The organism is Rufibacter roseolus, assembly GCF_017916365.1.
Lineage (GTDB): Bacteria > Bacteroidota > Bacteroidia > Cytophagales > Hymenobacteraceae > Nibribacter > Nibribacter roseolus.
Genome location: NZ_JAFMSU010000001.1, coordinates 1,281,225 through 1,306,893, shown reverse-complemented (window position 1 = coordinate 1,306,893; position 25,669 = coordinate 1,281,225). Strand labels below are relative to the sequence as shown.

The window sequence follows — 25,669 nt, the reverse complement described above, 5'->3', positions numbered from 1 at the left end:
GATGTTTCACCGGCAGGCGGAACCCACCTTTATTTTCCTTTGTCTTTGAGGCCTATTTTCAGAAAACCGGCACTAAAACGGGGCCTTTCAGAATTAACTAAAACCCAATGAGGCAGTTATCATTCTAACCCCTCCAACACAGACCAATCCTGCAAAACGTTCCCTAATCAAGGAAAGCTTTTAAGCCGTTTTGTAGAAAACTGCCTTGAAACGGATGCTTGCCATTTTGAGGTTTAAACTCCCAAAAGTTACGACTTTGCTAACAGAACCCCAATTTTTGACTGGACCGGCGAAAGAATGTTAACCATAGAGGCAGGCGCCAAACTCCCACTGTGGTCAAAGGTAGCGGCTTTGGCAGCGCCCCTGAAGTATCAAATGTTTCCTTTTGGTGGTCCATTTGTTAAGAATGGCCCATGGCCGAAGGTCTCCTCAAAAAGATGCTTTATACTTGTACAATCCCTGTTTCGGGCACTCCGGGGCAGGGCATCTTCCGACCAAAATCAACCAACCGAAAACAATGAGATACCTTACCCCAATGGCTTTGGTGTTGGCGCTAGGGCTGCAGGCCTGCAGTTCTACCCAGACGGGACAGTCAGCCAAACCAGAAGCTTCCATGTCTGCGGCCACCAGCACCGCCCCGGCCACCCAGGCCCGCGACCAGCAGATTGAGGACCTGCTCTCCAGAATGACCGTGGAGGAAAAAGTAGGGCAGATGACGCAGCTCACCATTGACCTTATCCTGAAAGACAGCGAAGCGGCCACCGTAGACACCGCCAAGCTGCGGAATGTGCTGGTGAACCACCATATCGGCTCCATTCTGAACGTGAAAGGCCGGGCTTACACCATTGACGAGTGGCACACCGTCCTGAACGCCATCCATGACGTGACCGACAAAACCCGCCTGAAAATCCCGGTGATCTACGGCATTGACGCCATCCACGGGAACAACTACCTGGCCGGCACCACCCTTTACCCGCACAACATCGGCATGGCCGCCACCCGTAACCCCGAGTTGGTGAACCGCCTGGCCCAGATCACCGCCCTGGAAACGCGTGCCGCCGGTATTCCGTGGAATTTTGACCCGGTATTGGACGTGGGCCGTCAGCCGCTGTGGCCGCGTTTCGAGGAAACCTTCGGCGAAGACGTGTTTGTTGTGAAAACCATGGGCGCCGCCGCCATCAGAGGCTATGAGCAGAACGGCAAAGGTCCGGATTTCACGGTGGCCGCCTGTATGAAGCACTTCCTGGGCTACTCCTACCCTTCTACCGGTAAAGACCGCACGCCTTCTTACATTCCGGAGCAGATGCTGCGCGAGATTTTCCTGCCGCCGTTCAAAGCGGCCGTGGAAGCCGGCGCTTCTACTGTCATGATCAACTCCGGCGAGATCAACGGCGTACCGGTGCACGGCAGCAAGTACTACCTGACCCAAATCCTGCGGAACGAACTGGGCTTTGAAGGCGTGGCCGTGTCTGACTGGGAAGACGTAATCCGTCTGCACACCCGCCACAAAGTAGCCGCCACGCCTAAAGAAGCGGTGCGCATGGCCGTGGATGCCGGCCTGGACATGAGCATGGTGCCTATGGATTTGTCTTTCTATGACCACCTGGTGGCCCTGGTGAAAGAAGGCACCATCACTGAGGACCGTATCAACACCTCGGTGCGCCGCATCCTGGCCCTAAAGAAGAAATTAGGCTTGTTTGAGCAGGTGAGACCAAAAGCAGCCTTGAAAACCACCATTCACAAAGCAGAGTTTGACCAGGTATCACTGCAGTCGGCCCTGGAAAGCATCACCCTATTGAAAAACAACAACCAGGTACTGCCGCTTAAAAAGACTTCCAAGATTGTGGTAGCCGGCCCTACGGCCAACACCCTGGCGGCATTACACGGCAGCTGGTCTTACATCTGGCAAGGAACCGATGAGACCCAGTACCCAGCCAAAGCCAAAACCGTGATCCAAGGCCTAGTGGCCGAAATCGGGAAGAACAATGTGATCTCCCGTTCTGTGGCTGAATTCAGCAACGCCGCCAACTACAGCGTGGCCCAGCTGAAAAGAGACGCTGCCCAGGCCCAGGCCATCGTGCTTTGCCTAGGCGAGAAAGCCTACGCCGAGAGCCCTGGTGTGATTGATGACCTTGACCTGGAGGAAAACCAACTAGCCCTGGTAAGAGCCGCCAAAGAAACCGGCAAACCGGTAATCATTGTATTGCTGGAAGGCAGACCACGTGTGCTTTCTTCAGTGGAGCCGTTGGCCGATGCAATTGTGATGGCTTACCGTCCGGCTACCTTCGGGGCCGCGGCGATTGCCGATGTGCTGTTCGGAGACTATAACCCAGACGGCGTATTGCCTTTCACTTACCCAAGATTCTCCGGCGACGTGCTGACCTATGACCACAAAGGCACCGAGATCATCCGCGAGGACATTCCTAACGCCGCCGGAAACCGTGGCTTCAACCCGCAGTGGCCGTTCGGGCACGGTTTGAGCTACACCACTTTCGCTTTCTCTGACCTGCGCGTAGACAAAACCACCTTCGGTAACAATGACAACCTAAAGGTAACTGTGCGGGTGCGGAACACCGGCAGCAAGGCCGGCAAGAAAGCAGTGGAACTCTACAGCCACGACCAGTACGCCAGCATCACCCCGTCTGCCAAACGCCTGAGAGCTTTCTCCAAAGTGTCTCTGCAGCCCGGCGAGGAGAAAGAAGTGAGCTTCACCATCTCCGCCAAAGACCTGGCTTTCGTGAACGAGGCCGGCAAATGGGTAACCGAGCCCGGCGCCTTCGACCTGATGGTAGGCGACCAGAAAACCGTGGTGACCCTGCAATAACCGATATCCTGTAAACAAGCTTTCCGTTTAGGGCCCACTTTCCCAAAAGCAGCCCCGAAACGGAAAGCTTGTTTCTTTTGGCTTAAAAAATCTTTGTTGACAAGCTGTTTAGGGGCCGTTTTCCGGAAATCAGCCTTAAAAAAGCCAACCTTTCTCAGAACCAAACCTCACCTCCTTCTATGAATAATAAGCATTTCCTGTACCTTACCATCGCCGTGTTACTGGCGGCGGTAGTTTGTTTTGGGTGCAAAAGCACCGTACCGGATAAACCTGCCGCGGTACAGACGCCGGTGGAGCAACACGGACAACTGAGCATTGTGGGGACGCACCTGGTAGACCAGAACGGGAAAGCGGTGCAACTCAGGGGTATGTCTTTTTTCTGGAGCCAGTGGCAGGGCAGTTTCTATCATCCGGCCACGGTGAAATGGCTGAAAGACGATTGGCAGAATACCGTGGTGCGGGCCGCCATGGGCGTGGACATGGGCGGATACCTCAAGAACCCCGAAGCCGAGAAGCAGAAGGTGATCACGGTGGTGGAAGCCGCCATCAAAGAGGGCATTTACGTCATCATTGACTGGCACGACCATGAGGCGCACAAGCACACCGAGGCCGCCAAAGCGTTCTTCGGGGAGATGGCCCAGCGCTACGGAGAGTACCCCAACGTGATCTACGAGCCGTATAACGAGCCCCTGCAAGACGCTGACTGGGCCACCCAGATCAAACCTTACCACGAGACCATCATTGCAGAAATCCGGAAGCACGATCCCGATAACGTTATTGTCTGCGGCACCAGAATGTGGTCACAGCGGGTAGACGAGGCGGCGGAGAACCCCATCAACGCCCGCAACATTGCCTACACCCTGCACTACTACGCCGCCACCCACAAACAGGAACTCCGCAACATCGCTTCCAAAGCCATTGCAAAAGGCGCACCGCTGTTCGTGACCGAGTTCGGGACCTGCGCCGCCGACGGCAACGGAAAGGTAGACGAGGCCGAAGCCAAAGCTTGGTGGGCTTTCCTGGACCAGCACCAGATCTCGTGGTGCAACTGGTCCGTGGCAAACAAAGACGAAGCAGCCTCGGCCCTGAAACCCGGCACCAACGCCCCCGGCCAGTGGCCCGAAGCCAGCATCAGCGCCTCCGGTCAGCTGGTTAGGCAGCAACTTCTGGAGAAAGCCAAACAAGAGAAAACACAGCCTTAGCCTGGGTGTTCAAACCAGCTTTACAACAGAAATCCCCGCGTAAACCATTTTACGCGGGGATTTCTACTTTTGCAGGACTCAAATTTAGAGAGGCGTTTAGAGCCTGTTTTTCAGAAATCGGCCTTAGGTAGACAATGGTTTTCATTGGCAAGTCTTCCTATTAGTGTTACTCATCAAATCCCTTCTTCTATCACAACTCTAATATCGCCTTCTTTCTCAAATCTAAAAGTTCTATATGCCGATAGTAGTTGAAAGGACAAGACATTCAAGGCCAATCCAAGTAAAAGTCCATAGAGATAACTAAATTTTGTGGGGCCTTTACCTTTTACTACAAAAATCAATACAACTGTAAGATGCAGAAGAAATAGAACTGTAAAGAAGAACATTGCTGCTATGTCACCACCTGAAGTGTTCCAAGTCCATTTGATGATTAGCCAAAAATAGATTAAGCAGATTCCAAGGTTGAGCAAAAGCCTATATTTCATACTTACACCCTTAAATGAAAACCCGTGAACCGGAGTAGTTCTGCCGGAATTCTTTGGGCGTACAGCCGTTCTTGCGCCGGAAAATACGGTTGAAGTAAGACAGGTTGTTGAACCCGCACTTGAAGGACACCTCCGAGATGGTCTCGGTGGTGTCTATGAGCATGCGCGAGGCGTGCCCCAGCCGAATCTCGTTCAGGCTCTCGATAAACGTTTTTCCGGTCCGTTTTTTAATAAACCGGCTGAAAGAGACCTCGGGCATGTTCACTACCTTGGCCACATCGGCGAGGGAAACCTCTTTGTCATAGTAGGTCTGCATATACTCAAACGCTTTCTCAATGCGCCGGCTGTAGTAGTTGAACTGGTCTGAGGTGAAAGAGCTGTTGGAGAGCGTGCGCATGTTGCGCGAGATGGACAGGTCATGCAGAATAGAGATCAGCTCCAGCACCGAGTCAAAGCCACCTTTCTGGGTCAGCTGCTTCAGGCGAGGTCTGAACGCTTCTTTGATCTCGCGGGAAAAAGAAATACCCTTGCTGGCGCGCTCCAGCAGCGCCCTGATAAAACTCAGCTGGTTCCGGCGCAGGAATTTCTCGTCCAGCAGATCGCGGTGGAACTGGATGGTGATTTCCTCAATGGCCTTGGTTTTGCACTGGTGCGTAAACCAACCGTGGGGCAAATTGCTGCCCACCAGCACCAGGTCCAGATCATCAATGATCTCCACGTGGTCGCCCACCACCCGCTTGGCGCCGGCGGCGTTGTACACGAAGTTCAACTCAAAATCCTCGTGGTAGTGAAGCGGGAAATTAAACTCCTCCTTTGTCCTGGAAAACAGGGTAAAGCAGTCGTTCTGCGTCAACGGGGTAATCTCACGATAGATAGCACTCATAATAGCTGAATTACATAGCCAATTTACACAAATTTGCTTACAACTACCCCAAATAGGTTAAAAAAATACCAGTCTAAAGATGACTTGCATCCTTCCTAATCTGCACAGAAAGCCTTCATACCAAAAATTTCTCCTGCACAACTCCTTACCGCACATTCATCACAGAGCCAACTTAAGCTGTGATTTGTGGCTTCATTCTTTAGTTTATTGTAAAATCAACAACAAACTACCAGATTAAAGCCACTCTATTCCAGTTATGGCTAAATTCCACAAAATCACCGCTAAAGCACACTTCCATCCCTTGGTGGGTTAATTATATAGATTTCATCAAACAAACGATAAAATAGTACTACAAGTCTGTGCAAAAACTATCTAGTTTTGTAAAGTAACGAAACACTCTGCTCTCACCAGAGCGGGAATCGTGAGAGAAAAGGTCCCGACTTTGTCATTCGGGCACTTTCCATAAGGAAAACCACGACTTCAGGCTTTGCTTTTTACAGGCATCTTACCAAACAGAACCTATGACTAGAACCCAACTGGCCTTTTTTCTTCTGTTGACTGCACATCTTACCTCGTTGGGGCAGGCCTTACCGGTGAACAAGAACTCGACCCAGGCCACTAAAAACCTGTACGCCAATCTGAAACGCCTTTCCCAGAAAGGCATCATGTTCGGGCATCAGGACGCACTGGCCTACGGCATCGGGTGGAAGTATGAGGTTGGTCGTTCAGACGTAAAAGAGGTAGTGGGCGAATACCCGGCGGTAGTGGGTTGGGAACTGGGACACCTGGAACTAGGCAAACCCATGAACCTGGACAGCGTGCCGTTCCAGAAAATGCAGGCTTACGCTCAGGAAGTGTACGCCCAGGGAGGCCTTAACACCTTTAGCTGGCACCTGAACAACCCCGTAGACCCATCTAAGACCAGCTGGGACGCGGCAGATTTCACCATCCGGCACCTGTTCCAAGACAAAAAAGCCCTGAAGCGTTACAAATCCTGGCTAGACGGATTGGCTGGTTTCATGAAAAGCCTCAAAGGCCCCAACGGCGAGCTGATTCCGGTGGTGTTCCGGCCTTTGCATGAACACACCGGCAGCTGGTTCTGGTGGGGCCGCAAGCACTGCTCCCCCGAAGAATACAAGCAGATGTGGCGCTTTACGGTAGATTACCTGCGCAAGAAAAAAGCCAACAACCTGCTCTTCGCCTACTCCACTGACCGGTTCACCTCCCGCGAGGATTACCTGGAGCGCTATCCCGGCGATGACTACGTAGACATTGTGGGCTTCGATATTTACCACCGTCCTCCCGCCAACGCAGACGCCAACCAACTCGCCCAATCGAACCAGAACTTTGTGAAAGAAACCCGCCAGATGGTGGAGACGCTGCGCCAGATAGGCCAGGAGAAAAATAAGGTCTGGACCCTGAGTGAAACCGGCCTGGAAACCCTTCCTGTGACAGATTGGTGGACGAACGTGCTCGCCCCTATCGTGAAAGATTCCGGTCTGTCTTACGTGATGGTGTGGCGCAACGCCCGGCCAGACCATTTCTACGCGCCCTACCCCGGCCAGAAAAGCGCCCAGGACTTCAAGAGCTTCTATCAGAACCCCAACGTGTTCTTCATGAAGAAAGTAGCCCGGGAAAACCTGTACGCGCCGGTTCCGCAAGACAAATTGGGTGTCAAAAAATAATACTAGCACCTTCACACCGCCTCTTACCCACCAAACCCAACAAAACTTTACTGTTTTCTCATGAAACTAACCGCGCTTGACATCGGGATCATCTTCGTCTACCTCTTTGCGGTGGCGGCCATCGGGCTCGTCCTGCAGAAGCGGGCCAAGGCCAACAAGGAGGCGTACATGCTGGGCGGCAACACCCTGCCCTGGTACGCGCTGGGGCTCTCCAACGCCTCGGGCATGTTCGACATCTCCGGCACCATGTGGATGGTAATGCTGGGCTTCGTCTACGGCCTCAAGAGCATCTGGATCCCCTGGCTGTGGCCCTCCTTCAACCAGATTTTCCTGATGATGTTCCTGGCCGCCTGGCTGCGCCGCTCCAACGTGACCACCGGCGCCGAGTGGATGCTCACCCGCTTCGGCCAGGGCCGCGACTCGAACAGGTCCCACGCCATCGTGGTGGCCTTCGCCCTTTTGAGCTGCCTGGGCTTCCTGGCGTACGGCTTCATCGGGCTGGGCAAGTTCGTGGAGATCTTCGTGCCGTGGTCCGCGGTGCAGCCCTACGTGCCGTTCACTATCCCGGCGGAGTTCGTGCCCCACTTCTACGGCATGCTCTTCACCTGCTTCGCCGTGTTCTACTCGGTGCTGGGCGGCATGGCCAGCATCGTCTGGGCCGACGTGCTACAGTACGCCATCATGACGGCCGCCTCCGTGGTGGTGGCCGTGCTGGCCATGGACAACCTGGACACCGCCCCCTTGAACGTGCCGGAAGAGTGGAGGACGCCTTTCTTCGGGGCCACCCTCGACATGGACTGGACCGGCATCATCGACGACGTGAACGCCAAGGTCCGGTCGGACGGCTACTCGCTCTTCGGGGTCTTCTTCTCGCTCATGGTCTTCAAGGGAATCCTGGCCAGCCTGGCCGGGCCCACGCCCAACTACGACATGCAGAAGATCCTCTCGTCCCGCTCGCCGCAGGACGCCGCCAAGATGAGCGCCTTCGTCTCGGTGGTGCTGATTCCCACGCGCTACCTCATGATCATGGGCTTCACGGTTCTGGCCATCCTGAACTATGACCAGCTGGACCTCCAGTCGGCCTCCGGGATTGACTTTGAGAGAATCCTGCCGGCGGCCATCCAGCGGTTCGCCCCCACGGGGGTCATGGGTTTGCTGCTGGCCGGGCTGCTGGCGGCGTTTATTGGCACGTTTGCCGGAACTCTGAACGCGGCGCAGGCCTACCTGGTGAACGACGTGTACCTGAAGTACGTGAACCCCAAGGCCAGCAACGCCACGGTGAACCGCATGAACTACGGCACGGGCATCGTGGTGGTGCTGGTGAGCATGGCGCTGGGCTTCCTGGCCAAGGACGTGAATAGCCTGCTGCAGTGGATTGTGGCTGGTCTTTATGGAGGCTACATCTCGGCCAACGTGCTCAAATGGTACTGGTGGCGCTTCAACGCCAACGGCTTCTTCTGGGGCATGTTGGTAGGCATTGTGGCGGCCCTCATCTTCCCGTATTTCACAGAAGGACTTGACCTTTATTACTTCCCGTGGCTGTTGCTCATCTCTTTGGCCGGTAGCTTGATTGGCACGTACCTAGCGCCGCCCACTGATCCCGCGACCCTGAAAAGCTTCTACAAAAACGTGCGCCCGTGGGGCTTTTGGAAACCCGTCGCCGAGCAGGTGGAAGCCGAGGATCCCTCCTTTGTGGAGAACAGGAACTTCGGGCTGGACATGTGCAACGTGGCCATCGGGGTGGTGTGGCAGATGTGCCTCACAGTTATCCCCATCTACCTCATCCTGGGTATGCACACCGAACTGATGGTTTCCGTGGTCCTTATGCTTGTGTGCAGCGCCATCCTGAAGAAAACCTGGTGGGACAAACTGCCCCAGGACGGCGATTCAGTGGCGGCCACCCTTAAACGCAAATTAGTCTCTGTTTCCTAAACTATCACCGGCCCTGAAAAAGCCGTTTTAGCAACCTTTTACAAAATCCCCATGGAAAACACCTTCCAGAAAAGACAGCACGCTTTGGAGCAGTTCCAGGCCGAGCTGATCACCAGAAAGAACGAGAAGCAGCCCCTGGGCAACGGCATCTACGACAGATATAAATACCCCATCCTGACCAGCCAGCACGCCCCCCTTGCCTGGCGCTACGACCTGAACCCCGAGACCAACCCGTACTTCATGGAGCGGATCGGGATCAACGCCGTGTTCAACGCCGGCGCCGTCAAGCTGAACGGCAGGTACCTGGTGGTGGCCCGGGTGGAGGGCAACGACCGCAAGTCCTTCTTCGCCGTGGCCGAGAGCCCCAACGGCACCGACAACTTCCGGTTCTGGGAGAAGCCCATCACCATGCCCGAGACCGAGAACCCGGACGTGAACGTGTACGACATGCGGGTGGTCCGGCACGAGGACGGCTGGATCTACGGCCTGTTCTGCACCGAGCGCAAGGACCCGGCCGCCCATCCCGGCGATGAGTCCTCGGCTGTGGCCCAGTGCGGCATCGCCCGCACCCGCGACCTGGTCTCCTGGGAGCGCCTGCCAGATTTGAAATCCACCTCGCCGCAGCAACGTAACGTGGTGTTGCACCCTGAGTTCATCAACGGCAAATACGCACTCTACACCCGTCCGCAGGACAGCTTTATCGAGGCGGGCAGCCGCGGCGGCATCGGCTGGGGCCTCACCGACTCCATGGAGAACGCCGTGGTGGACGACGAGGCCATCATCGACCCCAAGGCCTACCACACCGTCTACGAGGTGAAGAACGGCCAGGGCCCGGCGCCTATTAAAACCGACAAAGGCTGGCTGCACCTGGCCCACGGCGTGCGCAACACCGCCGCCGGCCTACGCTACGTGCTCTACCTGTTCCTCACCGACCTGCAGGACCCTTCCAAGGTGATCGCCAAGCCCGGCGGGTTCTTCCTCGCGCCCGAGGGCGAGGAGCGGGTGGGCGACGTCTCGAACGTGGCCTTCGCCAACGGCTGGATCCTGGACGGGGACGGCACCGTCTTCATCTACTATGCCTCCTCCGACACCCGCCTGCACGTGGCCACCTCCACGGTAGGGCAGTTGCTGGACTACGTGCTGAACACCCCGGCCGACGGACTCCGCTCGGCCGCCTCGGTGGAGCAGATCAACCAACTGGTGGACAGGAACAAGGCCTACATCCAAAGCAAGAAGCAGGCGCTGGCCCCCGAACTGAACGGCGCAAACTGATGGCTACCGCTTCCGATACTTCTTTAACCCATATGTTTTCCACCTACCAGCGGGAGATGGGGACCGAGCTGGAGCGGATCCTGGCCTTCTGGGTCGGGCACACTCTGGACCACCGGCACGGCGGCTTCGTGGGACAGATCGACAACACCGGCACGGTGAACCACGGGGCCCCCAAAGGCAGCGTCCTCAACGCCCGCATCCTGTGGACGTTTTCAGCCGCTTTCCGGCAAACGGGGCAGAAAACGTACCTGGAAACCGCCACCCGCGCTTTCGATTACCTGTGCGCCTCTTTCCTGGATTCCGCCCACGGCGGGGTCTATTGGATGGTGGACGCCCAGGGCCAGCCCCTAAACAACCGCAAGCAAATCTATGCGCTGGCGTTCACCATCTACGGCATGAGTGAGTTCTACCTGGCCACGCAAAACGAGAAAGCCCTGGAGGTGAGCCAGGAACTGTTCCGCTGGATTGAGAAATACAGTTTTGATCCGGCGCACGGCGGCTACCTGGAGGCCTTCAGCCAAACGGGCGAATTATTGGAGGACCTGCGCCTGAGCGAGAAGGACCGCAACGACCCCAAGACCATGAATACGCACCTGCATATCCTGGAGGCCTACGCCAACCTGTACCGCGCCTGGCCAGATCCATTGTTGGGAAAACAGCTCGGAGGCTTGATCGAAGTGTTCCTGCAGCACATCGTGGATGCGGAGACCGGGCACCTGAAACTGTTCTTCGCCCGCGACTGGGCCTCTTCCGCGAACCTGGTCTCCTACGGCCACGACATCGAGGCCTCCTGGCTCCTGCAGGAAGCAGCCGAGGTGCTGGGCGATGCCAAGTTGCTGGCGCAGGTGAAGGAGACCGCCTTGCAGATGGCCCGCGCCACCGCCGAGGCCCTGCTGCCCGACGGCAGCCTCTACCACGAGCTGAACGCGGACACCCGCCACTACGACACGCACCGCGAGTGGTGGGTGAGCGCCGAGGCCATGGTCGGGTTCCTCAACGCCTACGAGCTCACGCAAGACGAGGCCTTCCTCCGGCACTCGCTCGGTGCCTGGCGGTTCGCGCAGACCCACCTGCTGGACCTGGAGCGGGGTGAGTGGCACTGGGGCGTGCACGAAGATTACTCCCTGATGGACAAAGAAGACAAGGTGGGTTTCTGGAAATGCCCTTACCACAATGCCCGCGCCTGCCTCGAGGTCATACATCGGTGCAGGAAAACCATTGGCGAAGCCGCCGTGGAGTAGATAAATTTTATTTCCCGTTTTGGGCCTAGTTTATGAAAATCAGGCTTAAAACGGGAAGGTCAATGCCTTGGCGCCGTTTCTGTGAAAATGGCCGTGAAACACATTTAGAAATATCCACTTTAACCCTTGATTCCAGGATGAAAACACTGCTACGTTTGCTTTCCAAGATAGACAGGCCCGGGCATTTTACCTGGCTCGCGGCTCTCTTTTTCATGGCGTTCGCTCCTGCCGCCATGGCTGCTGACATTAAACTGGAAGCCGAGAGCGGTACCCGCAACGGCGTGACCGTGGCCAGCTCCATGGCGGGTTACTCCGGCACCGGGTACGTCCAGGGCTTTGACAACTCCTTCGCGAAAAACGTAAAGTTCACGTTCAACCTTCCCGCCGCTGGCATCTACGAGCTTTCCATCCGCTACGCCACCCCATCTGGGGAGAAAGGCTACGTGCTTGAGGTGAACGGGCAGCAGTCCTCGGGCATGTTCACCAACGTGACGGGTTTTGGGACGGCGCAAGGCGGCATGTTCAGTTTACCGGCGGGCGCGAACACCATCACCCTGGGCGGCGGCTGGGGGTTTTACTTTATTGACTTCATCAACCTGGCCTCGGCCAACATCCCGCTACCTGCCAAACCACCCAAGACCTTATCTGACGCCAACGCCACAGTTTCCACCAAAAACCTGTTCTCGTACCTGGTGGACATCTATGGTTCCAAGGTACTCGCGGGACAGCAGGAAATAAATGAGCTGCAGGAAATAGATTACGTGCGCACGCACACAGGCAAAGACCCGGCCGTTGGGTCCTATGATTTGATTGAGTACTCGCCCTCGCGCATCCAGTACGGCTCCAACCCCGCCGGTTTCTCCGAGAGAGCCATAGCATGGGCCAAGAAAGATCAGGGTCGCGGCATCATTAGTTTGATGTGGCACTGGAACGCGCCCACCGATCTCATCAACCAATCACCCGATAAACTCTGGTGGAGCGGCTTCTACACCCGGGCTACCACGTTCAACTTTGCGGCGGCGCTCGCCGATAAAAACGGGGCTAATTACCAGCTCCTGCTCCGTGACATTGACGCCATTGCCGTGGAACTGAAGAAATTCCAGGCGCAGGACATCCCGGTGCTGTGGCGCCCTTTGCACGAGGCGGCCGGCGGCTGGTTCTGGTGGGGAGCCCAGGGCGCCGGTCCGTTCAAAGAACTATGGAAACTGATGTATGACCGCCTCACCAACCACCACCAACTGCACAACCTCATCTGGGTCTACACCGCCGAGCGCGCCAAACCAGAGTGGTACCCCGGCGATGCGTACGTGGATATAGTGGGCATTGACATCTATGAAAACACCGCCGTGGCCTCTAACCTGAGCGGCCAGTGGACCGAGTTGCAGAACCTTTTCAACGGCAAGAAACTGGTGACACTCTCCGAGACTGGTAATCTGCCCAACCCCGAGTACATCCGGACTTTCAAAACCTGGTGGTCTTGGTTTGCCGTGTGGCCCGGCGCCGAGTACACCAGGAAACAGCCCACCAGCCTTCTCCACGCCGTTTTCAACGACCCAGACGTGATCACGCTGGACGAACTGCCCGATTGGCGGAAATCCGGCGCGGTGACCGGCAGCGCGCTGGAACAGGCTTTGAGCCAGCTGGAAGTGTATCCCAATCCGGCTAACGGTACGCACCTCACCATGAAGACCATGGCCAGATCGCCTATGAAAGCTACCGTTGGTCTCTACGATGCCAAGGGCGCCAAAGTAACGGAAGTCACCGCGCAATTGGTCAGTGGCCAGAACCAGGTGCGGCTTCCGCTGCGGCAGGTACCGGCGGGCATCTACGTGCTCTCCATTCGAAAAGGAAACGAGCAGGTTTGCCGCAAGGTGGTGGTAAAGAAATAAGCGGCCCCTGCCTGTTTCCTCAACCTACCAAATGGTCCGTTTAGGAGCCGATTTCGCAAAAACGTGCCTGAATCAGAACTGCAAAGAACATCTACAGAACCGATCACCCAGAACCTAAATCCAAACCCTAACTGACCTAACAAGATGAAAAAACTCCTGCTCTCCCTGGCGGCCCTCACGCTCTCAGTGACCGCTTTCGGCCAGGGAAACAACTATGCGCAGAACTACACCAAGTTTGAAGGCCTGGCCTTGACCCCGCCCATGGGCTGGAACAGCTGGAACAAATTCGCCTGTAACATGGACGAGAAGCTGATCAGGGAAACCGCCGATGCCATGGTGAGTTCCGGCATGCGCGATGCGGGCTACACCTACATCAACATTGACGACTGCTGGCACGGCGACCGCGACAGCCTGGGCTTCATCCACGCTGATCCCAAGCGTTTCCCCTCGGGCATGAAAGCCCTCGCAGATTACGTGCATTCCAAAGGCCTGAAACTGGGCATCTACTCCGATGCCGGTTCCCAGACCTGCGGCGGCCGTCCGGGCAGCCGCGGCTACGAGTTCCAGGATGCCCAGATGTATGCCAAGTGGGGCATTGATTACCTCAAATATGACTGGTGCAACACCGAGGGACTGAAAGCCGAGGGCGCTTACAAAACCATCGCGGCGGCGTTGCGCAAGGCTGGTCGGCCAATGGTGCTGAGCATCTGCGAGTGGGGCAACGACAAGCCCTGGGAATGGGGTCCAACGGTAGGTCATCTGTGGCGCACCACTGGTGATATCTACAACTGCTTTGACTGCGTGGAAGACCATGGCACCTGGAAATCCTGGGGCGTGATGCAGATTCTGGACAAGCAGGATGGCCTGCGCCAATACGCCGGCCCCGGTCACTGGAACGACCCGGATATGCTGGAGGTAGGCAACGGCATGCCCGTGAACGAAGACCGCGCCCACTTCACCATGTGGAGCATGATCGCGGCGCCGCTGATAGCGGGAAACGACCTGCGCAAGATGAGCAAAGAAACCGTAGCCATCCTCACCGACAAAGAAGTGTTGGCCATCAACCAGGATAAACTGGGTGTGCAGGGCCTGCGGTACACCGTGAAAGACAGCCTAGAGACCTGGGTGAAACCGCTGGATGGCGGCAAATGGGCGGTGGCTTTCCTCAACCGGGCCAAGAATCCGCAGAAGGTAGACTTTGACTGGCAGAAGAACGTGATCAACGATGAGGTGGCTAAAAGACAACTGGACGGCGGCAAAACCACCTACAAAATCCGCAACGTCTGGACGAAGAAAAGCCAAGGCACTACGAAAAAGGACTTCGAGGCGACCGTACCCGCCCACGATGTCATTCTGCTGGTACTCTCCGCCGACAAAGAAAAAGTAGCCAGCAAGTAACCACTTCCTGCTTGGTGGCTGCAAAACAGCGTTTGGGGCCTGTTTTCTGTAAAACAGGCCCCAAACGCTTTCATAGGGTAGAGACGCAACACCTTGCGTCTCTACTCTATGGAACGTTTGAGCCCTCTCAGACCCAATCCTATTTATTCGTGCACGCCAGACGCAAAGTATTGCGTCTCTACCTTGGCTTTTAATACATTTAAAGCAGAAGCGATAGCCAAACGCAGTTCTTTCCAATCTTCTGCTTACCTTGAAATCCACGCACCAATTCAAAAAACATGAAATCGTTGAAATCATTGGGTAAACTTTTCATGGGCCTGCTGCTGGCGGCAGGAACCACCTCGGCGGGCGCCGTCTCGCTGCCTTCTATCATTGGCAACCACATGGTGCTGCAGCGCAACGCCGAGGTCACCATCTGGGGCTGGGGCAAAACCGGCGAGGAGGTCACCGTCACCGGCAGCTGGGACAACAAACCCATGAAAGTCAAAACAGACAACCTGGCCCAATGGTCGGTGAAGCTGCAGACCTCGGGCGTGAGCGGTCCCCAGACTGTAACCGTGAAAGGGTATAACACCATTGTGCTGGAAGACGTGCTGCTGGGCGAAGTATGGCTGTGCTCGGGCCAGTCTAACATGGAATGGAGCGCCAACGCGGGCATAGACAACGCCGAGAAACACATCGCAGAGGCCAATTACCCGTCCATCCGTTTCTTCCAGGTGGGCCACCGCACCGCCGATGCGCCCCAACTGGATGTGCAGGGCCAATGGGTGGTGTGCACCTCCGAGACCATGAAACACTTCAGCGCCATCGGGTATTTTTTCGGGCGCGAGCTCCACCATAACCTGAAGGCGCCCGTGGGCCTGATCAACAGCAGCTGGGGCGGCACACCCGCCGAGGTTTGGCTGAGCGCCAGCGCCATTTCCACGAACCCGGTGTTAGCTGATGCCGCCGCCAAGCGCAAAGAGGTGGAATGGGGCCCGGTGCAGCCCGCCAAAGCCTACAACGCCATGATCGCGCCGCTCATCCCCTTTCGCCTGGCCGGAGCCCTCTGGTACCAGGGCGAGTCCAACGTTGACGCACCCGAGGTGTACGCCCAGATGCTGCCCGCCCTTATCAAGAACTGGCGCACCGAGTGGAAAAATGAGTTCCCGTTCTACTTCGTGCAGATCGCGCCTTACAAGTACGGCGGCGCCGAGGAATGGCCCCGTCTGGCCGAAGCTCAGCTGAAAACCCTGAGCGTGCCCAATACCGGCATGGCCGTGATCCATGACGTGGGCAACGTAGATGACATCCATCCCAGAAACAAGCTGCCCGTGGGCCAGCGCCTGGCAGCTTTGGCCCTGAACAAAACCTACGGCAAGAAAGACGTGCCTGCCTCCGGCCCTATCTACCGCGAGATGAAAAAAGAAGGCAACAAGATCCGCCTCTACTTTGACAACGCCGAACAAGGCTTGATAGCCAAAGGAAAAGAACTCATCCATTTTGAGATCGCCGGCGAGGACCAGAACTTCGTGCCTGCCAAAGCCAGAATAGACGGCAAAACCGTGGTGGTAAGCGCCAAAGAAGTAAAGAACCCGGTGGCCGTCCGGCTGGGCTGGAGCAACTCCGCCAACCCCAACCTGTTCAACAAAGCAGGTCTGCCCGCCTCCGGCTTCAGAACCGATAACTGGACGAAGAAAGCCAACCTATAATCTATTTCTTGACTGGTTCTGGGCTGGTTTCTGGAAAACGGCCTGAAAACAATTTTACCTTCTTACCACTCTTTGTCATCCTGAAAGGATCTTGTGTGCGAACTAGAATGGCTTATACTAAGCAAGACGTTCGCCCAAGGACCTTGCAGGATTACTTTTTATTGGGCTTGCTGGTGTTGATGAACGTGAAGCATTCTCCGTTCTGGGCATGATTTCCTGAAAAGAGGCTTAAAATGCAGGTCATTTCCGCTTATCTTTACTTCAGCTACCAATTTCTCCTAGTCATCCCCTTCTATCAAAAACGCCATGAAATGGATAACCCGCGAGCGCCCCAAGATTGACCGGCTGGCCTGCCCGTGGCTAATCAGGCGCTTCATTGATGCCTCTGCAGAAATCATCTACGTGCCCGAGAGCCAGGTGCTGGATAAGGCCAGGGAACTGGATGCCATTCCGTTTGACATACCCGGGGTGGAGTACTCGCACTATGAGGACCGGTGCACTTTTGACTATTTCCTGGAGAAGTACAGTCTCACTGAGCCGGCCCTGCAAACCATGGCCCTTATTGTGCGCGGCGCCGATACCGATGACCACTCGCTGGCGGCGCAATCGGCGGGGCTGTGGGCTATTTCGCACGGCATGTCTTTCAACATCTCTGATGACCATGAGTTGCTGGAGAAGGGCATGGTCCTCTATGATGGATTGTACAGTTGGGCCAAGCACCTGCAAAAGCAAAAGCATACCACCGAGCCCACGGAGCAGCTTTTCCTGCAGGTGTACCACAAATACCTGCAGGAAAAGAAAGAGAACCAGCAGAAAGTCCCGGCCTGGGCAATGCACCTGAAGGAGATCATCCAGGACCAGATAGACACCAACCTCGCGCTCAGCCTGAAGGAAATCTCCGAGGCGCTGGATGTGCACCCTGCCTACGTGTCCCGGGTTTTCTCCAAATACTTCGATAACCTCTCTTTTGGCGAGTACATCCGGAAACTCCGCATAGAAAAGGCGCTTAGCCTGCTGCATACCTCGGGTTATTCCCTCGCGGAGGTGGCCTACCTCACTGGTTTCTCCGACCAAAGTCACTTCACCCGCATTTTCCGCCAGCACATGGGCCAGAGCCCGTCTGAGTACCGAAAAAGTTTGCTTAAAAAGTAAACCAGGTTCTAAAGGTTAACTGTGTTCTAGCTTAGGTTAGGCACCCAGGGTAATCTTGCAAATCATTCACCTTATCTGTAAGACCGGCCCTTGATCCACGTCGGAAAGGACTGGCAGAGTACTAGCCCTAGAAAGAAACCCGGGCAGCAGACACTTTTTTCCGCTGGATTTTGCAGCGCAGTAGTTTGAACCAATCATCTTTTATCAACCGGCCCCTACCATTGGCCTAAGTCCCGATTAATACCGCAAAACCGACTGTAACCGCTTTGTAATCAACAGATTATTTGGCCTTTAAGATAATTCAGAAGCAACACTCGTAATTTTATCTTACTAATTTTCAACACCTTATAAAAATAAGATTGAAATTTTCTGGTAAAAATTTGCTGAAGCCGTAAAAAGCCATTCTATTTGTCTACTGATTCTATAGGGATTAAGAGTATCAAACAAGAGGAAGCTCCCCGGAGGCTTCCGGGCTTACTTGAAATCACTCCGGAATCAGGAGAAACCGGTCGTGTGGCTGAGTGGCTAAGCAAAGACCCGCAAGGTTTTTTATGGCGGTTCGATTCCGCCCGTGACCGCAACCCTTGTTCTTTCCAGAGTGCGGCGTCAAAAGGTAAAGAGAGTTGCGCGCCGCGTTTTGGGGCTGTTTTGAGAGAAAAGGATCCAAAGCAGCCAGAAGGGGAGTTTGGTAGACAAGAGACAGGCCGGCTATGGTGCTATAAAAGCTGGCCTGTCTCACCTCCCTGCAAAGGCAAGGTCTACCAAGGCTTCATCCAGAGGCAAAGCCAAATGAAGCAGAAAGAGAGAAGCATCCCCCAAATGCCGGCTCCTGCTGAACCCAGAACCTCCGCGGCCCCAGTTGGGGATTGAGATCTGAAATACCCGGGAGTAACCCTCCCCCTTACGCATTCACTTATACCTATTACCCAATGAAACCTGATGTTATCCCCAAAAGAATGAAGAAAAGCAGACCTGGCCATTTTGCTGGTTTTGGTTGTTGTTGCCGCTAATCGCCTCCGCTCCCTTTCTCTTTAATTTTTCAACACATCAGTCATGAAATCAAAACTTTTACTTCTCCTTCATTTTCTTTTCATTCCACTTTTAAGCCTCCGCGCGCAGGAAACTAACTTTGTGGAGATCAACGGCCGGGTTACCGAGCAGGGAACCAAAGACCCGCTGCCCGGCGTGAGTGTGTACGTGCGCGGCACGGTGACCGGCACCACCACCAATGCCTCAGGCGACTTCAACCTCAAGACCAAACTGAAATTCCCGTTCAATCTGGTGATTTCCATGGTGGGGTACCAGCCGCAGGAATTTGAGATCACCCAACCCGGGTCCCGTCTGGACATCGCGCTGGTTACCCAGACCTTGCTGGGCAAGGAAGTGGTGGTGACGGCCTCCAGGGTAGAGGAAAGCATCCTGAAATCGCCGGTGGCCATTGAGAAGCTGGACATCAGGGCCATTAAGGAAACGGCCGCGCCCAGCTTCTACGAGGCGCTGGAGAACGTTAAAGGCGTACAGATGCTCACTTCCAGCCTCACCTTCAAAGTCCCTAACACCCGGGGGTTCAACGTGCCCAACAACTTCCGGTTCATGCAGTTGGTGGATGGCGTAGACATGCAGGCCGCTACCCTGGGAGTGCCGCTAGGGAACGCCATCGGGGCCACCGAGCTAGACATTGAGAGCGTGGAGATCACGCCGGGCGCTGCCTCGGCGTTGTATGGTATGAACGCCATCAACGGCATGGCCAACCTCACCACCAAAAGCCCTTTCCTGTACCAGGGATTGAGCGTCTACCAAAAGGTGGGCGTGAACCACGTGGATGGTATTGACCGGGATCCCAGCATCCTCACCGAAACCGCCGTGCGTTACGCTAAGGCCTTCAATGATAAATTCGCCTTTAAAGTAAACTTCAGCACGTTGAAGGGCACCGACTGGGTGGCGAATGGCCTGGTGGACCAGAATCCCCAGAACCTGGCCACTGCCAACCCTAAATTCCCCGAGCTTTCCGGCGAAAACAACCCCGCGCTTGACCAATGGAGCCGCTACGGCGATGACCGGCAAGCCCGCCAGGCCATCACCATCAATTACCAAGGCGTTAACCAGACCTTCAACGTGGCCAGAACCGGTTACCTGGAGAAAGACCTTATCTACCCAACAGTACGGAACCTGAAACTAGACGGAAGCATCTTCTACAGGTTGAACGAGAAACTGGAACTGTCTTACGGCTACCGCTTCGGCATTATGGATGGTATTTTCCAGCGCGGTAACCGCATCCAGTTAAAAGACGTGAAGGTCCAGAACCATAAACTGGAACTGAAGGGCACCGACCTGTTGGTGCGGGCTTATGTACTGAAGGAAAATACGGGAAACTCCTATAACCTCAACCCCCTGGCGTACAGCCTTGACCTGAGCCACGCCACCAATGCGCAGTGGGGTGGAGTGTTCAAGAACACCCTGCAAACCCAGGTAGACAATGGGGTGGATCTGGTCACGGCCATGAAGATAGCCCGGGCCGCCGCCGATGCCGGTCGCGCCGAGCCCGGAACCCCGGAATTTGATGCCCTCAAAAACACCATCATCAACTCCAATAACTGGGACATTGCCTCGGTGGTACCGGGAGGAGCGCCCAACGGAGGTGCCGCCCTGTGGCAGTACAGCAACACCTACCACGCCGATTTCCAGTACAACCTGAGCAAATTTAAATGGGCCAACATATTGATTGGCGCCGATTACCGCCGCTACGAGGTAATCCCTGACGGAAACACCTTTGTGGACCTCTCAAGGCCCCTGGAGACCAGAACCGTGGCAGATGCCAATGGCTCCTTCGGGAAGAACCAATACTATACCAAGTATGGCGGATTTGTGCAGGCCAGCAAATTGTTCCTGGATGACAAACTGAAGTTCACGGTTTCGGCCCGCCTGGACAACAACCCGGAGTTTAGCCCTAAGTTCAACCCTAGAATCGCGGCTGTGTATACCGCCGCGGAGAAGCACAATTTCAGAGCCTCTTTCCAGAACGGATACCGTTTCCCGGCCCTGTTTGAAGCCTTATCCTTCCTGAACAATGCCAGCGTGCGCCGGGTAGGTGGCCTGGCCCGGGTAAACGAAGGCATCGGGTTTCTGGAGAACTCTTACACCTTAGCCTCTTTTGACAAATTTACGGCGGCCGTGAATGCCGATGTTACCGCCGGCATGACCCGTAACGACGCGGCTTTGAAAAACAGGGGCTTGTTACAGGTGGCCAATCTTCCGGTAATGAAACCAGAAAGCATCAACTCGTTTGAGGTAGGCTACAAGAGCGTCTTGTTTGACAATACCCTCACCATTGACTTTGATGCCTACCATAACTCCTACAAAGGATTCCTAGGCCAGGTAGAGGTAGCAGTTCCCACCTCGGGACCGGTTGGGTCAGATGCGGCGGTGCTGGATATGCTTACCAGGTCCAAGCAAAACCGGTACCGGGTATACACCAACGCCAAGAACATCTACAACAGCTACGGCACATCTTTGGGGCTGACCTATATCTTCTACAAGAAGTTCACCCTCTCAGGAAATGCGAACTACAACGCCCTGTCAAAGAACCCTACCCCAGATATCTTCCTCACCAGTTTCAACACGCCTAAATGGGTGACCAACCTTTCCCTCAGCAACCGCGAAGTCTTCAAGAACATAGGTTTCAACGTAGTGTGGCGCTTCCAGGACGAGGTGTACTGGGAAAGCACGTTGGCCAACGGCCTGGTTCCTGCCTTCTCCACCATTGATGCCCAGGTAACCGCCAAACTCCCGGCCTTCAAGTCTTCTGTAAAGCTGGGTGCCACCAACCTGTTCAACAAACGCTACTACCAATTCGCCGCCGGCCCCACCATAGGCGGTCTCTACTACGTGGCATTGACCATAGACGGGCTGCTAGCCAAATAACAGAACCAGAAGCGGCGGGCCAAAACCTGCCGCTTCTGGTTTACAGCTCAACTCCCCTGCTTTAAAGCTCATTTCCAGGAAACGGCCCTGAAACGAAGCGTCTTCTGCCAAAGATGCCGATTGCCAGAATGACGGACTAAATTATCGTCCCCCTTTGAAGGGGGTAGGGGGATGACAAGGCCGCTGAAAGAACCAATTTACTTTGGCTACAGAGCAGATACGCTTATTACGCTCCTCAACCAAGGACAACCACAAGGGATTGCCCCTACACTTCTGGAATGCCATGATCTGCACGAGTAATCATCCCCCTACCCCCTTCAAAGGGGGACATCCGGATATCGTCATTCATAACCTGATCCTGAAACACTCAACATACCACCTGCCCTATGAAACTAACTTTACGCTTTGCTTTTGCGCTACTCATTCTCCTACCCTTCCAAACCCAGGCTCAGACGGCCGAGAAGAAAGTGACAGACCGGTCGCAGACTTGGCTAGGGTATTTTAACCAGACCCGCATCTCAGACAAGTTCTCTTTGTGGCTGGATCTGCACGCGCGCCGCAATGATTTTCTGGACCGCTGGGCGACCACCATTGTGCGTCCGGGTATCACCTACCACATCTCAGACCACACCCGCTTTACAGTGGGTTACGCCTATGCCTCCCATTGGCCCGCCTCGGCAGAGCAGGAAACGGTAAGGCCCGAGCATCGGCTGTGGCAGCAGATCAACTGGTCTGGGAAGAGCAAACGGCTGCAGACAAACCAGTGGGTACGTTTGGAGGAAAGGTTCAACCGCAACATCGCCAATGATGAGCTGCAGGAAGGCTACCATTTCAACTTCCGGGCGCGATACATGATCGGGCTGATGGTGCCCTTAACCGCCGATGTCATTGCCCCGGGCGTCCCTTTTCTGGTATTCAATGACGAGGTGCATGTGAATTTCGGGAAGGAGATTGTCTACAACTACTTTGACCAGAACCGCCTTTTCGGGGGCATAGGCTACCAGTTCACCAAAAGCTTCAACGCGCAGCTGGGCTACATGAACGTGTTCCAGCAGACGGCCGCCGGAAACCAGTTTTTCAACACCCACACGCTTAGACTTTTTCTCTTCCATAACCTGGATTTCCGTAAACCCAAGGCAGAACCGGTGGCTAACTGAGCCACCGGTTCTGCCCTAATCTCCTAAAAACAGGCTCTAAACACCTGAGGTTTTCCGGCAGATGCTTCTGTAGGTTTCCTGCCACAGACAGACAAAGTAATCGTTCTGTTTTGGGGCCGATTTCCGGAAAACAGGCTTAAAAAGCCGGTTAAAAGTAAAAAGGATTCCAAAGGTTACGCCTGTTCTATCTTTGAAAGTAAGAGTGTCGTAGAATTGTAGAAAGTTTTCCTTAGCCGCATGACCCAGAAAGTTTTAATTGAACAGGAGACCCAAGCCCCCCTTCCGCCCCCGGGAAAACCTTCTTTCACAGAAGCATTTCTTTTCTGGCTGAAGCTGGGGTTTATCAGCTTTGGCGGCCCGGCGGGGCAAATTGCTATTATGCACCAGTTTGTAGTGGAGCAGAAACGCTGGGTCTCTGATTCCAGGTTTTTGCATGCGCTCAACTACTGCATGCTCCTTCCTGGCCCTGAGGCGCAGCAACTGGCCACCTACCTGGGCTGGCTTATGCACGGTGTGAGAGGCGGGCTCGTAGCCGGCATTCTGTTCGTGCTGCCCTCAGTGTTTATTCTGCTGGGCCTGAGCACCGCTTATGTGTCCTTCGGGACCATCCCGTGGGTGTCTGCCCTGTTCTATGGCCTGAAGCCGGCGGTGGTGGCCATTGTGATTCTGGCCCTGATGAAGATTGCGGGCAAGTCTCTGAAGAGCTGGTTCCACTATACCGTGGCGGCGGTGAGCTTTATCAGCATTTTCTTTCTGCACGTGCCGTTTCCTTTCATCATTCTGGGCGCTATTGTGATTGCTTTCCTGCTCCAGAAACTGCACCCGCCGTTCCTGGCTGAGAAGCCTGCCACGGCCAAAGCCCAGACCGATGAGGCAGGCTATTACCTCAACGCCTCCAGCGAAGTAGTGGGCGCCGGCGTTAACCTCACTACCAGCGTGCTGCGGGTAATCACCACGATTGTCTTGTGGGCCTTACCAGTAGCGCTGTTCTATTTCCTTACCCAAGACTTCGCCTTCTGGAACACACTCATTCTTTTCTTCACCAAAGCTGCGCTCATCACCTTTGGGGGTGCCTATGCCGTGCTGCCGTACGTGGCGCAGGTAACGGTGGAGCAACTGAACTGGCTTACCAAGTACGAGATGATAGACGGTCTGGCCCTGGGTGAAACTACGCCGGGTCCGCTCATTATGGTGCTGGCGTTTGTGGGCTACATGGCCGGTTACAACCATTACGGCGGTTCGCTGGCCATGGGCGCGGTAGGACTATTTACCACCACCTTCTATACCTTCCTGCCGTGCTTCCTGTTCATTCTGGCGGGTGCACCGCTTATTGAACGCACCCGCGGCAACACGGCCGTGAAATCGGTGCTGGGCGTGGTGACGGCAGCGGTGGTGGGTGTAGTACTCAACCTGACGGTATACTTCGGGCAGGCGGTGATTTTCCCTAAAGGCCTTTCCCTCTCCGGGATAGACTATTTCGCCTTGGCTTGGACGTTGATTTCGTTTGTAGCCATGTACCGCTTCAAAATAGGCATGATCACCTGGATCATCATCAGCGCCCTGGCCGGCTTGGGATATTACCTGGTGACAGGTTTGTCTTAAACTCCAATCGAGAGCCCATAAAAGAACGTGCCCTTCTGAGAGATCATTAGGGCACGTTCTTTTTTCAGGCTTCTAACATTTTATCTAACCCGTCCTGAGGACTTCCTCTCAGCTACTCCAGCGCCAGCCAATAGTTAGGCGGTAACTCAGGATTCTTGAGGCCGGGGATGTAGAAGGTAGCCAGCTTCTTGGCCAGGTAAGGGTAAAAGCCGCGCAGGTTGGTAAGCACGATGAAGGTGGTTTTCTTGTCATCGAACCGCACGAAATCCGCTAAGGCAGGTCCGCCGCTGTGGCCTGATATCTTGTGCCCCTGATGGTTTTCTATATGGAACCCGATGCCAAAATCACCTTTACCTCCTGTCTTTAGCGACGCATTGGTCAAGAGCAGAGCCTGCGTGGCAGGAGTAAGAATCTTGCCATCGTCCAGTGTCTGGGCAATCCGGGCCATATCAGTGATGGAGGTGTAAATACCACCCGCGGTGTAGCCGGTACTCACAAACTGCATATCGCTCACCTTGTGGCTTCCGTTTTGGTAGGCGTACACAGCGGCTTCCTTGGGCAGCACAGCATGACTCCGGATCTGGCTGTCATCGTTGTTGTTCACGAAGGTGTGCTGCATGCCCAGCGGGTCCAGCACATAGGATTTCAGGGCCTCAAAGTACGGCTTGCCTAATTTCTTCTCAATGATGTACTGCAGGATCCAGTAGTCTGAGCTCACGTAGAAAGATTTGGTGCCGGGCTCATAGGTCATCTCCTGCTTCTTGGCCAGTTCAAAGGCTTCCTTGGTTGTTTTGGTTCTGCTGAAATCGGCAATGTTGATCCCTGACTGATGGGCGGCCAGTTGCTGGATGGTGATTGGCTTCCAGTTTGCCGGGATAGAATCCAGCAGTTCGCCCATGGTCTGGCCAGGCAGCAGGATCTTCTCGTCAAAGAGGCGTCCCAGAAGCAAGGCAGAGAACAGTTTGCTGCAGGAGGCCGTCTGAAAAACCGTTTCCTTGTCTACCGGAGCATTCCAGGAAAGATTGGCGGCGCCAAACTGCTCCTGCGAGACCACCTTCCCGTCTTTCACCACGGCATATGCCAAACCAGGGATATGCTCGCGCTGCATGATCTCCCGGAAGAATTTCTCGGCCTCCTTTTGGGGGCTTTTCTGGGCTACGGAAGCAGTGGACAGGAACATGGCCAGGCACAACAAGCTTCCTATTTTCTGTATGGTTTTCATGGTTATGGTGGGTTGAAGTACACATTAGAGAACAAGACAAAGATGCGTCCTTTTCTACTTGTAGTTCAATCGCATATAAGGGGGAATTGCCGCTGCAACCGCCCACTTGCCTC

The 25,669-nt window shown here is 55.0% G+C and carries 15 protein-coding genes and 1 tRNA gene; 14 read left to right on the top strand and 2 right to left on the bottom strand.

What is annotated here, in order from left to right; genetic code table 11:
- Window positions 1-517 precede the first annotated feature (517 nt).
- On the top strand, window positions 518-2,824 hold the full coding sequence (locus J3P35_RS05320; protein ID WP_246849971.1) for a glycoside hydrolase family 3 N-terminal domain-containing protein: 2,307 nt from the start codon (window positions 518-520) through the stop codon (window positions 2,822-2,824).
- Window positions 2,825-3,003: 179 nt separating this feature from the next.
- Entirely contained in the window at window positions 3,004-4,026 is a 1,023-nt protein-coding gene (locus tag J3P35_RS05315) for a glycoside hydrolase family 5 protein (protein ID WP_210463315.1), read from the top strand.
- Between the two features lie 495 nt (window positions 4,027-4,521).
- Here the strand turns inward: J3P35_RS05315 and J3P35_RS05310 are convergent, their stop codons facing one another.
- Complete coding sequence (locus J3P35_RS05310; RefSeq protein WP_210463314.1) at window positions 4,522-5,394, bottom strand: AraC family transcriptional regulator; 873 nt, start codon at window positions 5,392-5,394, stop codon at window positions 4,522-4,524.
- A 521-nt stretch (window positions 5,395-5,915) separates the two neighbouring features.
- Here J3P35_RS05310 and J3P35_RS05305 point away from each other — a divergent pair.
- The 12 genes from J3P35_RS05305 (at window position 5,916) to chrA (ending at window position 24,334) form a co-directional block, all read left to right on the top strand.
- Window positions 5,916-7,079 carry a glycoside hydrolase family 26 protein gene (locus J3P35_RS05305; protein ID WP_210463313.1) on the top strand — a complete coding sequence of 388 codons (1,164 nt, stop codon included), beginning with the start codon at window positions 5,916-5,918 and terminating at the stop codon, window positions 7,077-7,079.
- A 60-nt stretch (window positions 7,080-7,139) separates the two neighbouring features.
- Window positions 7,140-9,011, top strand: a complete 1,872-nt coding sequence (locus tag J3P35_RS05300) for a sodium:solute symporter family protein (RefSeq protein ID WP_210463312.1) — start codon at window positions 7,140-7,142, stop codon at window positions 9,009-9,011.
- A gap of 51 nt (window positions 9,012-9,062) precedes the next feature.
- Window positions 9,063-10,283: a glycoside hydrolase family 130 protein gene (locus tag J3P35_RS05295; protein ID WP_210463311.1), complete on the top strand. Its 1,221-nt coding sequence runs from the start codon at window positions 9,063-9,065 to the stop codon at window positions 10,281-10,283.
- Entirely contained in the window at window positions 10,283-11,524 is a 1,242-nt protein-coding gene (locus J3P35_RS05290; RefSeq protein ID WP_210463310.1) for an AGE family epimerase/isomerase, read from the top strand. The genes J3P35_RS05295 and J3P35_RS05290 overlap by 1 nt, the downstream gene beginning before the upstream one ends.
- A gap of 137 nt (window positions 11,525-11,661) precedes the next feature.
- Entirely contained in the window at window positions 11,662-13,413 is a 1,752-nt protein-coding gene (locus tag J3P35_RS05285) for a glycosyl hydrolase (RefSeq protein WP_246849969.1), read from the top strand.
- A gap of 144 nt (window positions 13,414-13,557) precedes the next feature.
- Window positions 13,558-14,811 (top strand): glycoside hydrolase family 27 protein, encoded by a 1,254-nt coding sequence (locus tag J3P35_RS05280; protein WP_210463309.1) that lies wholly within the window; start codon window positions 13,558-13,560, stop codon window positions 14,809-14,811.
- A gap of 278 nt (window positions 14,812-15,089) precedes the next feature.
- Window positions 15,090-16,502 (top strand): sialate O-acetylesterase, encoded by a 1,413-nt coding sequence (locus tag J3P35_RS05275; RefSeq protein ID WP_246849967.1) that lies wholly within the window; start codon window positions 15,090-15,092, stop codon window positions 16,500-16,502.
- 306 nt (window positions 16,503-16,808) lie between these two features.
- Window positions 16,809-17,654: a chromate resistance protein ChrB domain-containing protein gene (locus J3P35_RS05270; RefSeq protein WP_210463308.1), complete on the top strand. Its 846-nt coding sequence runs from the start codon at window positions 16,809-16,811 to the stop codon at window positions 17,652-17,654.
- Window positions 17,655-18,161: 507 nt separating this feature from the next.
- Window positions 18,162-18,232 (top strand) — tRNA-Cys (locus tag J3P35_RS05265).
- A gap of 475 nt (window positions 18,233-18,707) precedes the next feature.
- Entirely contained in the window at window positions 18,708-21,575 is a 2,868-nt protein-coding gene (locus J3P35_RS05260; RefSeq protein WP_210463307.1) for a TonB-dependent receptor, read from the top strand.
- A 386-nt stretch (window positions 21,576-21,961) separates the two neighbouring features.
- Window positions 21,962-22,732, top strand: coding sequence for a DUF2490 domain-containing protein (locus J3P35_RS05255; RefSeq protein WP_210463306.1), 771 nt, complete (start codon window positions 21,962-21,964; stop codon window positions 22,730-22,732).
- A gap of 237 nt (window positions 22,733-22,969) precedes the next feature.
- The gene (gene chrA, locus J3P35_RS05250; protein WP_210463305.1) at window positions 22,970-24,334 is read left to right on the top strand and encodes a chromate efflux transporter; all 1,365 of its coding nucleotides are present in this window, start codon (window positions 22,970-22,972) and stop codon (window positions 24,332-24,334) included.
- A 112-nt stretch (window positions 24,335-24,446) separates the two neighbouring features.
- Here the strand turns inward: chrA and J3P35_RS05245 are convergent, their stop codons facing one another.
- Window positions 24,447-25,556, bottom strand: coding sequence for a serine hydrolase domain-containing protein (locus J3P35_RS05245; RefSeq protein WP_210463304.1), 1,110 nt, complete (start codon window positions 25,554-25,556; stop codon window positions 24,447-24,449).
- Window positions 25,557-25,669 lie beyond the last annotated feature (113 nt).

Bases quoted from the DNA above. Each gene is read 5' to 3' on its own strand.
- J3P35_RS05285 (WP_246849969.1), top strand. From the start codon at position 11,662: ATGAAAACACTGCTACGTTTGCTTTCCAAGATAGACAGGCCCGGGCAT.
- J3P35_RS05290 (WP_210463310.1), top strand. From the start codon at position 10,283: ATGGCTACCGCTTCCGATACTTCTTTAACCCATATGTTTTCCACCTAC.
- J3P35_RS05295 (WP_210463311.1), top strand. From the start codon at position 9,063: ATGGAAAACACCTTCCAGAAAAGACAGCACGCTTTGGAGCAGTTCCAG.
- J3P35_RS05260 (WP_210463307.1), top strand. From the start codon at position 18,708: ATGAAATCAAAACTTTTACTTCTCCTTCATTTTCTTTTCATTCCACTT.
- J3P35_RS05270 (WP_210463308.1), top strand. From the start codon at position 16,809: ATGAAATGGATAACCCGCGAGCGCCCCAAGATTGACCGGCTGGCCTGC.
- J3P35_RS05305 (WP_210463313.1), top strand. From the start codon at position 5,916: ATGACTAGAACCCAACTGGCCTTTTTTCTTCTGTTGACTGCACATCTT.
- chrA (WP_210463305.1), top strand. From the start codon at position 22,970: ATGACCCAGAAAGTTTTAATTGAACAGGAGACCCAAGCCCCCCTTCCG.
- J3P35_RS05245 (WP_210463304.1), bottom strand. From the start codon at position 25,556: ATGAAAACCATACAGAAAATAGGAAGCTTGTTGTGCCTGGCCATGTTC.
- J3P35_RS05310 (WP_210463314.1), bottom strand. From the start codon at position 5,394: ATGAGTGCTATCTATCGTGAGATTACCCCGTTGACGCAGAACGACTGC.
- J3P35_RS05315 (WP_210463315.1), top strand. From the start codon at position 3,004: ATGAATAATAAGCATTTCCTGTACCTTACCATCGCCGTGTTACTGGCG.
- J3P35_RS05255 (WP_210463306.1), top strand. From the start codon at position 21,962: ATGAAACTAACTTTACGCTTTGCTTTTGCGCTACTCATTCTCCTACCC.
- J3P35_RS05320 (WP_246849971.1), top strand. From the start codon at position 518: ATGAGATACCTTACCCCAATGGCTTTGGTGTTGGCGCTAGGGCTGCAG.
- J3P35_RS05300 (WP_210463312.1), top strand. From the start codon at position 7,140: ATGAAACTAACCGCGCTTGACATCGGGATCATCTTCGTCTACCTCTTT.
- J3P35_RS05280 (WP_210463309.1), top strand. From the start codon at position 13,558: ATGAAAAAACTCCTGCTCTCCCTGGCGGCCCTCACGCTCTCAGTGACC.
- J3P35_RS05275 (WP_246849967.1), top strand. From the start codon at position 15,090: ATGAAATCGTTGAAATCATTGGGTAAACTTTTCATGGGCCTGCTGCTG.